Origin of the sequence: Arthrobacter sp. KNU40, assembly GCF_051515115.1 — a bacterium.
Classification (GTDB): Bacteria; Actinomycetota; Actinomycetes; order Actinomycetales; family Micrococcaceae; genus Arthrobacter.
Genome location: NZ_CP195850.1, coordinates 4697708 through 4710564 on the forward strand (window position 1 = coordinate 4697708; position 12857 = coordinate 4710564).

General features: G+C 64.0%; 12 protein-coding genes. 4 read left to right on the forward strand and 8 right to left on the reverse strand.

Annotated elements, in window-relative coordinates:
• The 7 genes from ACSKT0_RS21850 to ACSKT0_RS21880 all read right to left on the reverse strand — a co-directional run bounded on the left by ACSKT0_RS21850 (position 1) and on the right by ACSKT0_RS21880 (position 6965).
• The gene (locus ACSKT0_RS21850) at positions 1-423 is read right to left on the reverse strand and encodes a heat shock protein transcriptional repressor HspR (protein WP_269995195.1); all 423 of its coding nucleotides are present in this window, start codon (positions 421-423) and stop codon (positions 1-3) included.
• A 29-nt stretch (positions 424-452) separates the two neighbouring features.
• Positions 453-1418, reverse strand: coding sequence for a DnaJ C-terminal domain-containing protein (locus ACSKT0_RS21855; protein ID WP_437771596.1), 966 nt, complete (start codon positions 1416-1418; stop codon positions 453-455).
• Positions 1419-1651: 233 nt separating this feature from the next.
• Entirely contained in the window at positions 1652-2332 is a 681-nt protein-coding gene (locus ACSKT0_RS21860; protein WP_437771597.1) for a nucleotide exchange factor GrpE, read from the reverse strand.
• A gap of 2 nt (positions 2333-2334) precedes the next feature.
• Positions 2335-4215: a molecular chaperone DnaK gene (dnaK, locus tag ACSKT0_RS21865; RefSeq protein ID WP_437771598.1), complete on the reverse strand. Its 1881-nt coding sequence runs from the start codon at positions 4213-4215 to the stop codon at positions 2335-2337.
• A 297-nt stretch (positions 4216-4512) separates the two neighbouring features.
• Positions 4513-5373 carry a DUF817 domain-containing protein gene (locus ACSKT0_RS21870; protein ID WP_437771599.1) on the reverse strand — a complete coding sequence of 287 codons (861 nt, stop codon included), beginning with the start codon at positions 5371-5373 and terminating at the stop codon, positions 4513-4515.
• Entirely contained in the window at positions 5366-6187 is an 822-nt protein-coding gene (locus tag ACSKT0_RS21875) for an oxygenase MpaB family protein (protein ID WP_437771600.1), read from the reverse strand. Before ACSKT0_RS21875 ends, ACSKT0_RS21870 begins: the two co-directional genes overlap by 8 nt.
• Positions 6188-6239: 52 nt before the next feature.
• Positions 6240-6965, reverse strand: a complete 726-nt coding sequence (locus tag ACSKT0_RS21880) for a TetR/AcrR family transcriptional regulator (RefSeq protein ID WP_437771601.1) — start codon at positions 6963-6965, stop codon at positions 6240-6242.
• Between the two features lie 157 nt (positions 6966-7122).
• On the opposite strand from ACSKT0_RS21880, the gene ACSKT0_RS21885 reads away from it, so the two are divergent.
• Positions 7123-8058 carry an NAD-dependent epimerase/dehydratase family protein gene (locus ACSKT0_RS21885; RefSeq protein ID WP_437774093.1) on the forward strand — a complete coding sequence of 312 codons (936 nt, stop codon included), beginning with the start codon at positions 7123-7125 and terminating at the stop codon, positions 8056-8058.
• On the opposite strand, the gene ACSKT0_RS21890 is transcribed toward ACSKT0_RS21885, so the two are convergent.
• A complete protein-coding gene (locus ACSKT0_RS21890; RefSeq protein ID WP_437771602.1) occupies positions 8034-10241 on the reverse strand; it encodes an MMPL family transporter in 2208 nt (735 codons plus the stop codon). The two genes, ACSKT0_RS21885 and ACSKT0_RS21890, sit on opposite strands and share 25 nt — an antisense overlap.
• 75 nt (positions 10242-10316) lie before the next feature.
• Here ACSKT0_RS21890 and ACSKT0_RS21895 point away from each other — a divergent pair, with 75 nt between their 5' ends.
• From ACSKT0_RS21895 to ACSKT0_RS21905, 3 genes are read left to right on the forward strand one after another with little or no spacing between them, the layout of a single operon-like run.
• Positions 10317-10853, forward strand: a complete 537-nt coding sequence (locus ACSKT0_RS21895) for a MarR family winged helix-turn-helix transcriptional regulator (protein WP_437771603.1) — start codon at positions 10317-10319, stop codon at positions 10851-10853.
• Positions 10854-10870: 17 nt separating this feature from the next.
• Positions 10871-11566 (forward strand): hypothetical protein, encoded by a 696-nt coding sequence (locus ACSKT0_RS21900; protein ID WP_437771604.1) that lies wholly within the window; start codon positions 10871-10873, stop codon positions 11564-11566.
• A gap of 13 nt (positions 11567-11579) precedes the next feature.
• Positions 11580-12857 (forward strand): phage tail sheath family protein, encoded by a 1278-nt coding sequence (locus ACSKT0_RS21905; RefSeq protein ID WP_437771605.1) that lies wholly within the window; start codon positions 11580-11582, stop codon positions 12855-12857.

The following is a 12857-nucleotide window of genomic DNA, read 5'->3' on the forward strand; positions in this document are numbered from 1 at the left end:
CTACTCCCCCGGTCGCGGCCGCCAGACCACAACTGCCTGGGACCGCGCCCGGGGGCGCTGACCGCGGGCCAGGCTGACGACGTCGCCGGCTGCTCCCGCCGCGAAGACGCGGGCCTCCATCGGGCTCCGCCGGCGCTGCAGTTCCTCGCTCAACTCGGCCACGCGGAACTGCAGCGCGGCCACCTGGTTTTCGAGCTCGAGGATGCGTTTGATGCCCTCAAGGGACACGCCCTCGTGGGAAAGCCGCTGGACCTCGCGCAAGCGGTCGATATCGCGCTGGGAGTAACGCCTGGACTTGCCCGGGGCACGGCTCGGCGACACGATGCCGAGGCGGTCGTACTGCCGCAGGGTCTGCGGGTGCATGTCAGCCAGTTCGGCCGCAACGGAGATGACGAAGATCGGCTGGTTGATGTCGATGCCCATGCCTACGTCCCCTCCCATGTGTTCTGCCGCTACAAGCGGGCCTTGGCGGCCAGGTCGTGGCGAGGATCCGCGTCGGCGGTGGCCGCGGCGAACGCCTTGACAGCCTCCTCGGCCTGTTTGTTGAGGTTCTGCGGGACAGAGACGTCGATCGTCACCAGCAGGTCTCCGGTGCCCTTCGAAGTTTTGACGCCGCGGCCCTTGACCCGGAGCGTGCGGCCGGAAGGCGTACCGGCCGGGACGCGGACGGTGACAGTGTCGCCGTCGAGCGTTGGCACGTGGATGTTGGAACCCAAGGCGGCCTCCGCGAACGTGACCGGCACATGGATGCGGATGTTGTCGCCGTCGCGGTTGAAGAAATCGTGGGGCTTGACGTTCACCGTGATGATGAGGTCCCCGTTGCCGGCTGCGCCGGGGTTACCCTTGCCACGCTGGCGGACCTTCTGGCCGTCCCTGATGCCCGCGGGAATCTTGACGTCGATGACGTTCCCGTTGCTTTCGCGCAAGCTCACCGTGGTGCCGTGAATAGAGCCGGCAAAGGAAATTGAAGTGGACGCCGTACGGTCGCTGCCTTTTTGGGGCGCGCGCTGGAAACCGGTCTGTCCACCGCCGAAGCCGCCGCCGAACAGGTCAGCGAACTCTGGAGGGATACCGCCGGCCCCTGCAGGCTGGCGTGCGCCGCCGCCGAAAAGGCCGCCGAACAGGTCCTCGAAGCCGCCGTTGGCCGGCCCGCCGCGAGCTGCGCCCGGAGCGAAGCGTGCCCCGCCCATGGCGCGAATGGCATCGTACTGCTGACGCTCCTCGGCATCCGAGAGCACCGAATAGGCCTCCGAGATGTCCTTGAACTTCTTCTCCGCAGTAGCATCCCCGGAATTGGTATCCGGATGGTACTTCCGCGCAAGCTTGCGGTACGCCTTCTTGATGTCAGCGTCAGAGGCGTCCTTGGCGACACCAAGGATGGCGTAAAAATCCTTCTCAACCCAGTCCTGGCTGGCCACTCGGCTTCTCTCTTTCGTCTGTGTATACGGTTGCGTGCGCTACGCGATGCATAGGCCCCCGCCCCTTCCCGGGGCCTATGCATCGCTTCGCGCCTGCTGTCATCTCACCTCAGGCGAGCTTACAGCGGGCGCGAAGCCGGATATGGGGCGGCGGTGTGGAGGGCACCGCGAAGCGGGCACCGCCCCATATCCGGCGAAGCGCCAAGGTGAGCACACCTAGCGCGTTGAGAACCTCAGGCCGGCACAGCCACGATCACTTGGGCCGCGCGCAGCACTCGGTCGCCGGAGCGGTAGCCGGAGCGCAGCACTTGGCTGACGGTGTCTACTTCGATGTCCTCGCCCGGCTGCTGGATGAGGGCTTCGTGGATCGTGGGGTCGAAGTCGACTCCGGTTTCCGCGATGCGCTCCAAGCCGTACGTCTTCAGCGCGTTCTCCAGCTTGGCGGCGATCGCGGCGAACGGGCCGTCCACGAGGTCGCCGTGCTGGCGGGCGGCGTCGACGTCGTCCAGCACCGGCAGCAGGGAGTTCAGGACGCCGATGACGGCCATTTCCCCAGCGACGGCGCGGTCGCGTTCGACGCGCTTGCGGTAGTTGACGTACTCGGCCTGCAGGCGCAGGAGGTCGTTGCGGAGTTCCGCGGCCTCTGCTTCTGCAGCGGCACCGGGGGCCACCGACTCTTCAGCCGGAACCTCCATGCCGTTGAGGATTTCCTCAGCCTGGGACAGGGCGTCGCCCTCGGCGGCAGCGGCGGAGGCAGCTGCCGATCCTTGGGGGTGGCGGGCGGCCCCGGTCTCCGGGTCAACCTTGCGGTTATCCCGGATGACCGGCTTCTGCTGACCGGCTCCTTCACGCTCGTCGTGCTTGCCCTCGTTGTTGGAAGGTGAGTGCTCTGCGTCGTTGCCGTGGTGAGGCATGCTTACTTCTTCTTTTCGTCTTCGTCGATGATCTCGGCGTCAACGATGTCCTCATCGCCGGAGGCAGAACCCGACTTGGCACCGGCGTGAGCGCCTTCGGCACCGGCGGCGCTGCTTGCGCCATCCGGGGAACCGGCGTGTGAGTAGATCGCTTCGCCGAGCTTGGACTGCGAGTGCTGCAGCTTCTCGAAAGCGGTCTTCACTGCTGCGTCATCGGTGCCCTCGAGGGCCTTCTTGAGGGCATCGACGTCGGCCTTGACCTCGGTCTTGACCTCTTCCGGCAGCTTCTCGTCGTTTTCGGCGATGAGCTTGTCCACGGAGTAGGCGAGCTGCTCGGCAGTGTTGCGGGTGTCGGTAGCCTCGCGGCGGGCCTTGTCCTCGGCTGCGTGTTCCTCGGCTTCACGGACCATGCGGTCGATGTCTTCCTTGGACAGCGCGGTGCCGCCGGTGATGGTCATCGACTGTTCCTTGCCGGTGCCCTTGTCCTTGGCGGAGACGTGGACGATGCCGTTGGCATCGATGTCGAACGTGACCTCGACCTGGGGGACGCCGCGCGGTGCCGGAGCGATGCCAGTCAGTTCGAACGTGCCCAGCGGCTTGTTGTCGCGGGTGAATTCACGCTCGCCCTGGAAGACCTGGATGGCCACGGACGGCTGGTTGTCGTCAGCGGTGGTGAAGGTCTCGGAACGCTTGGTGGGAATGGCCGTGTTGCGCTCGATCAGGTGCGTCATGACACCGCCCTTGGTTTCGATGCCGAGGGACAGCGGGGTGACGTCGATCAGGAGAACGTCCTTGCGCTCGCCCTTCAGCACGCCGGCCTGCAGTGCTGCGCCAACGGCAACAACTTCGTCCGGGTTGACGCCCTTGTTGGGCTCCTTGCCACCGGCGAGTTCCTTGACGAGGTCGTAAACGGCGGGCATGCGGGTGGAACCGCCCACGAGCACGATGTGGTCGATTTCGGAGAGCTTGATGCCGGTCTCGGCGATGACGTCGTGGAACGGCTTCTTGGTGCGCTCAAGCAGGTCCTTGGTGAGGTCCTGGAACTTGGCGCGGGTCAGCTGCTCATCCAGGTGGACCGGGCCGTCGGGGGTGACGGAGAGGTACTGGAGGGAGACGTTGGTGCTGGTGGAGGAAGAGAGTTCCTTCTTGGCCTGCTCCGAAGCCTCGCGCAGACGCTGGAGGGCGATCTTGTCCTTGGAAAGGTCGATGCCCTTGATCTTGAGCTGGTTCAGCAGGTAGTCAACAACGCGCTGGTCCCAGTCGTCGCCGCCGAGGCGGTTGTCGCCGGCAGTGGCGCGGACCTGGATGGTGGAGAAGCCGTCTTCGTCCTTGCCGACTTCCAGCAGGGAGACGTCGAACGTTCCGCCACCAAGGTCGAAGACCAGGATGAGTTCGTCTTCCTTGCCCTTGTCCAGGCCGTAGGCAAGTGCTGCGGCGGTGGGCTCGTTGACAATGCGGAGAACGTTCATGCCGGCAATTTCGCCGGCTTCCTTGGTGGCCTGGCGCTCGGCGTCGTTGAAGTAGGCCGGGACGGTGATGACAGCGTCGGTGACCTTTTCGCCGAGGTAGCTCTCGGCGTCGTTCTTCAGCTTCATGAGGATACGCGCGGAGATTTCCTGCGGCGTGTACTTCTTGTCGTCAATGGCGACGGACCAGTCGGTGCCCATGTGGCGCTTCACGGAAGCGATGGTGCGGTCGATGTTGTTGACGGCCTGGCGCTTGGCGATTTCGCCCACCAGGACTTCACCGGACTTGGAGAATGCAACGACCGACGGCGTGGTGCGGCCACCCTCGGCGTTGGCAATGACGGTGGGCTCGCCACCTTCGAGAACAGAGACGACGGAGTTAGTGGTTCCGAGGTCGATACCTACAGCGCGTGACATATGTTGCTTCCTTTCAATGGCCGACGATCGAGATTTCACCCGATTCCGCTACCCGTCAAGGGCTTGGAGGGCGGGGAGCACTCAACCTTCGGCTAGTTGAGCGTTCTGCACTCAACTGTACTCAGGCCTCATTCAATGTCAATCTAAAGTTGAGTCGAGTGCACTCAACTCTGCCGAATGCGGGTCAAGAAACCCCGGAAACACAGGGATGTAAGGCCGATTTCGCCGTGGGAGAACGCCTGAGGGCCGACGTCGAACTCGCGGGAAGAGTGCCGGTTCGCGAGTGGCCCTCCTGTGTCAGGCCAACGCCTCATCCGGCGGCATCGGCTTGTACACCCATGCCACCAGCACCACGGAGATGATCATCAGGAGGAACCACGAGACGAGCTTGTCCGGGGACACCAAGTGCCAGCCATCCAGTTGGCTCGGATACAGCCAGGCGTGCGACCAGGTGGCGATGTTCTCGGCAATCCAGATGAAGAGCGCCACCAGCAGGAATGCCAGGACCAGCGGCATCCGGAGTCGATGCCGAAACACCCGGAAGTACATGACGCACCGGCCATAGATCACGACGACGGCGGCCAGCAGGACCCAGCGGGCATCAACGATGTAGTGGTGGGAAAAGAAGTTCACATAGACGGCCGCAGCCAGGACCGCCGTGATCCAACGCCTTGGATACCTGGCGAAGCGCAGGTCGAAAACCCGGTAAACCCGCACCATGTACGAGCCGACCGCCGCGTACATGAAGCCACTGAAGAGGGGAACGGCGCCGACGCGGAGAACACCCTCGGCTTCATACGACCACGAGCCGACGTCGGTCTTGAACAACTCCATGACCGTTCCCACGAGGTGGAAGAGCACGATCACCCTGAGCTCGCGCAAGGTTTCCAGCTTCGTGGCCACCATCAGGACTTGGATCACGACGGCGGCGATCGTCAGGAAATCGTTCCTCGCGAGCCCGGCGTTGGCTGGATACCAGAGGTGGGCACCGAAAATGACGGCAAGGAGCGAAGCGCCGAAGATACACGCCCACGCCTGCTTGAGGCCGAAGACGGTGAACTCAGTGAGCCTGGATCGAAGTCCTCGGGCCGGGGCACCGCCCAGGAAGCGGCTCGCGCTCCCGTCGATAAGTTCCTCTACCGCCGTGAGCTCACGCATCGGCGCGCTGCTGGCCGGCGCGTCCCTCGCCAGGGCGGAGCTCGCCCGATCCGAGCCGGCCAAGATAGTAGTTCTTCGGCCAATGCCTGACTTTCTCCGGCAGCTTTGGGTAAGCCGCTGCCAAAAGGCGCATGGTGCCGTCGAAGCTGCGCCGATGCAGGGCATTCCAAGGCAGCCCGAATCTCGCGCGAAGCCGCTCCGGCAGCAGGCCGGCGGTCAGCAGCCGGACCAACGGCATGCTCAAGCGCATCAAAAACGGCCCGCTCGCGGGGTAAAGGAGCTCGTGGGCCACCCGCAAAGCGGCTGCATCCGGTTCGAGGTTCCTCAGGCATTCATCCCGATAGCCCGCGAAGGCGGAGCGGTCGGCAGGCCAGAGCTCGGCGGGAAGCTGCAACGCCGTCCCGATCCGCGCATACTCACGGTAGACCCGATCGGCCGTGTCGTCGTCGAGGGCTCCATGGACCTTTTCGTAAACGGTGACGGCGGTGTCATAAAGGGTTGCCACGACCCAGAGCTGGGATTGCGCGTCAAAGGCGTTGTATCCGGGGGCGGAATCGTCCGCTGGCCGGCGAACCGGGGCGTGCGCACGATTCACAGCCCGGCGCACCGCGGCCAATTGCTCGTCCGAGCCATAGACCACAGCGTAGACGTACGTCATGGTGGCTCGCAGCCGGTCCAATGGCCGTTCGGCGAAGTTGCTGTGCTCGGCGACGCCGTGACCGACCGCGGGATTGGCGATCTGCATCAGGATGGCGCGCCCCGCTCCGGCGAGCAAAACGCCCTCCGCGCCGATGTCAGCAAGTCCGCGAGCCATGCAGTTACTGTACCTTCGGGCACGGGCTTTCATGCACGGTTGCGGGGGGCGGCTACAGCCCCACGATCCCCTGCAGAACCTTGAGCTGGTGCTCAAACAACTCGTCGCGCGCGGCGAAAGTGTCGGCTCCGTATTGGCCGAACACCTCGAAGCTGACCGCCCCGAAAACCGACGTCCACACCAGCACGCCCCTGGCCAACGCGGGTTCGGGAACGGCCACTCCCAGATCGGCCCGGATGGCCGCCAGGTCTGCGGCAAGGGCTGGAGGAACGACGACGGCGGGCCCAGCGTCGGCAGCCAAGGCACCTGCGCGGTAAGCGGCGTCGAAGATCCCCACCATCCGGTAGATCACCCGCGTTCCGGGTTCCGTAGTGCGCTCGGCGGGCGCTTGGTATCCGGGGACCGGGCTGCCGAACAGGAGGGCATACCTCGCCGGCTCGCGCAGGGCCCACTGACGAACGGCCCGCCCGAGCGCCAGGAATCTGCCGCTGTAGTCACCCTCGGGGAGGGCGTCGACGGCGGCATCCACCTCATCGCCCAGCTCGCCGTAAGCGTCAATCAGCAAGAGAGTCAAGAGTTCGTCGCGGCTCTCCACATAGCGGTACACGGCGGAGGACACCACGCCGAGATCGCGCGCGACAGCCCTGAGTGACAAGCCCGCGGCGCCATGCAAGGCAAGGTGTTGGCGACCCAGCCGGATGATGTCCGCCACGGTCTGGGCCCGGGCCCGCTCCCGGGGCGTCGATTGTCTGGCCGCTGCGGCTAAGAGGTGGTCCATGCATCCAGCATCCCACAATAGAGAGCACTGGAAACAAATGTGAGCAGTGCTCTTGACAAGGAATTGGAATGGGCTCATCCTGATTTCAGAGAGCACTGCTCTCGAATTAGATTTCAGCCCAAGAACTAAATCCCCCAAGCAGAAAGTGAGCAACACCATGTACGTCGTCACCGGAGCAGGCCCCGTGGGATGGACCATCGCCGAGCAACTCGCGGACCGCGGCGAAAACGTGCGCGTCCTGACGCGCTCAGGCAGCGGACCTGACCACCCGCTGGTCGAAAGGCTCCGCATCGATGTTTCGGACCCGGCCAAGTTGGCGGAAGCCCTCGACGGCGCCACGGCCGTCTTCCACTGCATCCACGGTTCTGCCTACCGGGCCAAAGCCTGGGCGGCCGAGCTTCCCGGAGCGGAGCAAGTGGTGATGGACGCCGCTGCGGCGGCAGGCGCCGTCGTCGTCTTCCCCGAGAGCCTTTACTCCTACAGCGAGCCGGACAAGACCATCACCGAAAGCAGCCCCCGCGAAGCGACCGGCGGCAAGCGCGGCATCCGCTCGGCCCTGTTGAAGGCCCGGCAAGCCCACCCGGCAAATACCGTTAGCGTGACGGCGGGCGATTTCTTCGGGCCACGAGCCCGCATGGCGCACGCCGGCGAGCGCATGGTCCCCCTCGTCCTCAAGGGCAAGACGGTCCAGGTTCTCGGAAGCGCCGAGCAGCCGCACTCTTTCACGTACGTCCCGGATCTTGCCGCAGCCATGATCGCCGCGGCCCAAAAGCCCGAACTCTGGAACTCCGTGCTGCATGCCCCCACGGGTCCGGCAATGACGATGCGGGAAATTGCCGGAAACTTCGCGCGTGCGGCCGGCGTTCCCGAACCGAAGCTGAGCGTGGTCCCAGGCTGGCTGCTCCGGGCCCTCGGCCTGTTTTCAACCGACATGCGGGAGCTGGCCGAAATGTTGTACCAGTTCGAGCGTCCGTTCGTCATGGACTCCACAGCGAGCCAGGCCAAGCTCGGGCTGGAACCGACGCCGCTTTCAGACACGATGGCGGCGACCGTGGCCTGGTGGCGGGATCAGGAAGCCGTGGCTGCCCGCTGATTGTCCTTCGACGCCGGATCGCGTGCCAGGCGTCCCGGCCACCAGATGCGCCGGCCAATGTCGTAAGCCAAGGCAGGCACCAACAGGGAGCGCACGATCGTCGTGTCGAGCAGCACTCCGAACGCCACAATGAAAGAGATCTGTGCAAGGAAGAGGATCGGGATGACCCCCAGGGCAGCAAAAGTGGCGGCAAGAACGACGCCCGCAGAGGTAATCACCCCGCCAGTTGCACCGAGGCCCTTCAAGATACCGTCGCGAGTTCCGTCGAGCTTCGACTCTTCCCGGACACGCGTCATGAGGAAGATGTTGTAGTCGACGCCGAGGGCCACGAGGAATACAAAACCGAAAAGCGGAACCGAGGCATCCGCTCCGGGGAATCCAAACACATGGTTGAACACCCAGGCCGACACGCCCAATGCCGCCGCATAGGACAGCACTACAGTGCCGATCAGCAAGAGTGGCGCCAAAACGGACCGCAGCAATGCCATGAGCACCAACAGGATGACCGCCAAGACGATCGGGATGATGCGCCACAAATCAGACTGTGCGCTGGCATTGGTGTCCACAGCTGTGGCCGTGGTTCCTCCCACCAAGGTTCCGGGGGCCTTGTCATGAAGCTTCAGCCGGAGCGCGGCGATGGTCTGCTCGGCCTTCGCCGAATCGGCCTCGGAGGACAGGGTGGCGTTGATCAGCACCCGGCCGTCCCGCACCAAGGGGGCAGTGTCCATCGCGGCTTCCGCCAGCGGGCGGACGCCGGAATCCGGTTGCGCGGCAACCATGGATGCATCCGAGATGCCTTCCTGGGCTTTGACCCCGGCAAATACCGCGGCCGCCGCCTTTTCGTCGGCCACAACCACCACCGGGCTTCCCGCACCGGCGGGATAGTGCCGGCCCAATGCCACTTGGCCGTCTACCGCCTCAGATTTGCTGAGGATGAGTGCCGACTGTGGAACACCGCTGGCCTGGAGCTGCAACAGGCCCGCGGCACAGACCACTAAAACGGCAGCTGCGCCCAGCCATACGGCCCTGGGTCGCCTGGCTATGATGCTTGCCAGAAGCCTCCAGCCCCGGGGAATGCCGGAGTTGGCTGGGACTTTCCTCGGGGTACGCGGCCAAAATGCGGACCTGCCGAGCAAGCCGAGCGCAGCAGGAAGCAGTGTCAGGCTGGCCACCATTGAAAAGCCGATTCCGATTGCGCCGATGGGCCCCAGTCCGCGGTTTGAATTAAGTTCCGAGAAGAGCAGGCAAAGCAGCGCCAAGGCGACAGTTGTCCCCGATGCCAGGATTGCCTCAAAGCTGCCCTTGTATGCGCGTCCCACAGCCGACCATTTGTTCGTCATGTGGCCCAGGGCCTCACGGTATCGGGCCACAAAGAGGAGGGCGTAGTCAGTGGCTGAGCCGACCACCAGGATGGACAGGATCCCTTGGCTTTGTCCCGTCAATTGGATTGTGCCCGCCTTCGCCAAGGCAAAGACCACCAGAATGGAACCGCAAAGCGCGAAAACGGCAGTAAGGAGCACCACAAAGGGCAGCACCACGGATCGGTAGACCGCTAGCAGGATGACCAAGACGGCACCGAGTGCCGCGAAAAGCAGTATCCCGTCGATGCCCCCAAAAGCGCTGACCAGATCGGCGAGGAAGCCCGCCGGTCCCGTCACGTAGGTGGTTGTTCCAGCGGCGAGTGCCGCCCCGGCCGCAAAATCCGTCGCCTTTGCACGAAGCGATTGGATGCTCCCTTTGACACCGCTTCCTTCCTCCACCGGGACGATGAACTGCGCCGCCTTGCCATCCGCGGACGGAATCGGCCCAACCGTCGACGTCGAGTGGCTGACCCCCTCGACAGCAGACAGCTGGGTGCCGAGGGACGCCAATCGGGCCAGTTGAACGGGTGAAAGCTTCTCAGGAGACTCGATCAGGACCACCGCAGGAACACTGCCGCTGGAAGTGAACTTGCTTTGCCATTCACGGGCTTCGGTGGATTCGGCGCTGGCTGGCAGGAAGGATGATTGGTCGTTGCTGGACACCTCACTGAGCTTTCCAAAGGTAGGTCCGCCGATTCCGCCGACCACTATCCACGCCACCAGCGATAGCACCGCCCCCGCCAACCACCACCGCGAACTACTGCGTTGACCGGTTCCAGTCCGCTTGTCCATCATGCCCACACCCTTCCTAACTACTTCCATGACGAAATATATCTATCATGGAGATAATTGGTCAATGGCATCCCGGTGGGATAATTTGAGGCTGAAGGAGGCCTCATGGATGACAATCAGCACGTCCGGTCCGCGGCTGTACTCCTCGGGCTACTCCAGCAGTTCACGGTCGAAACGGAGCGGTATGTGGAGGCCATCAGCAACCGCCACCACCTCCATCGAACAGACCTGAATGCATTGGCGGCCATGGTGGCCGCCGCCCGCGAGGGAAAGACCATGACTCCCGGGGCGCTCCGAGCAGCGCTCAACCTGAGCTCACCGGCAACAACCGCGCTCGTGGATCGGCTGGACCGGGCGGGCCACCTCGCACGCCGACGCAGTGAGAAGGACCGCCGGCAGGTTCATCTGGAGATGACCGATTCCGCGCGCGCCACCGGCAGCGAATTGTTTTCTCCCCTGGCGGGCGCCATCGCCCCGGTGATCGACGCGCTTTCGCCGGAAGAACTCCACATCGTCATGACTTTCATGCAAGGCGTCATCGAGGCCACCATGACGGCCCGCAAGGATGTAACGCCCAACAGCGAACCATCGAATGGAGTTATTCCTGAGGTCCCAGTGACTCACAGGGCAGTGCGGGAGTAACGTAGAGCACGTCGGCTATGCTGGACCACTTTGTGGACTGGGGTGTCACCGTGGGTGTTGTGAGATCATCGTTGACCGAGCTCCTCGGAGTACTTTCCGACGCCGTTTCGCCCGAGCGTGTCCGCTTCGATGACGGCTCAGAACCACCTACCAGTCAATCCACCGATGCACCTGTTACGGTCCACGCCGTCGCCATGAACAGGGTTGGCCGCTCCAGGAGGGAAGGCCCCTTGCTGGACCTTGAGCTGAAAGTAGCCGTGGAATGCCACGGCCCCACGCAACTGGACAACATGGAGAAGCTCCTGATTGCGCTCGAGCAAAACACCCAGTACTCAGTGGTCTCCAGCGGGGAATTCCAGCCGGACGAATATGATGCCGGCATCCGACAAGGAATCGGTTTCTTGATCCGCATCCCCGTAGGGATACGTCTCGACGAGCCTTTCGGCCCGCCGGTCACCGAGCCCCTCGTCGCCACGACTACCGTGGCCCGCCGGATTCATGGCCGGCTGGTCGACGTCCATAACAAAGGCATCCCGGATGCCTACATCCGCCCGCATTCGTCCGTCAACGCCGTCGTGAGCGATCCCACCGGCCATTTCGAGGTACTGGCCTCGGCGGACGAACTCCAGCACTTTGTCGTGGCAGTCCGCGGCACTGAACGTGAAGTCTCAGCAGACACGAGCAGCCTGCCGGTCATCATCCGGTGGGAGTGAAAGGGGGCATCCCATGGCGAATTACCAGGCGCCGGGAGTGTATGTACAGGAAGTGCCCAGCGGTGCGCGCTCGATCGGCCAGGTCAGCACTAGCATTGCAGGTTTTGTAGGAGTTTCCCCGGACCCCTTGGCGTACCCGGATGAGGCCAGGGTACTGGACAACTGGACCCAGTTCGTCGACCAGTACGTCGGTAAGGCCACGCAGGGAACTCCACTGTCCAACGCCGTCTTCGGGTTCTTCGCCAACGGCGGCAGCCGCTGCTACGTGGTCAACATCGGCACAGGCGGCAGCCTCACCGGTACCGCCGCGAACCCAACCGGGGTGACCTTGTTCGAGGCGATCGACGACATCTCCATGGTGGCGGCCCCAGGATTCGCCGACGTCGACGCTTACGCCGCGTTGCAAGCCCACGTGGAGCATCCCTTGCGGCAGGACCGCATGGCGATCATGGATACTCCGGAGAAAGTGGATGACGTCGGAGCCCTCACCCGGGCGGCCACCTCCGGCGTGCCGGACGCTCCAAAGTCCACCGATTCGAAAGCGGAGGAGGGCAAGACCGACGATGACCAGGCCGATGACCGCAAGCCTGGCTCACCCAGGGCCACGGGCGAGGACGCACTCGGTGCTCCCCAGTCTCCAGGCGGCTACACAGCGTTGTACTTCCCCTGGATTGTCATGACGGACCCGGTGTCCGGCAAGAAGGTGACCCAGCCGCCGTCGGGCCATGTCGCCGGGGTGTGGGCGCGCGTGGACGCGACGCGCGGCGTCCACAAGGCCCCTGCCAACGAACCCATCCAAGGCGCTCTGGACCTTGTCCGGCGGGTCAGCCGCGGCGAACAGGAAGTGCTGAACCCCGCTGGGGTGAACTGCATTCGCTACTTCCCGGGCGAAGGCATCCGCATCTGGGGCGCCCGGACCAAGGCACCCGAAGCGAGTGAGTACCGCTACGTCAACGTCCGCAGGTTGACCAACATGATCAAGGAATCCGTGGCCGACGGCACGCGTTGGGTGGTCTTTGAACCCAACGACCACACCTTGTGGAAGTCCATTCGCCGCGACATCGGCGCATTCCTGACCAATGTATGGCGAGACGGGGCGCTGTTGGGGACCACTCCTCAACAGGCCTTCTTTGTGAAATGCGACGAAGAGACCAACCCGCCCGAAGTCCGCGATGCCGGGCAGGTTGTCACGTTGATCGGCATCGCGCCCGTCAAACCCGCCGAGTTCGTGATCTTCAAGCTCATGCAATCGGCAGACAACACCAGCGAGACTGAGAGCGCAGGAGCCTGA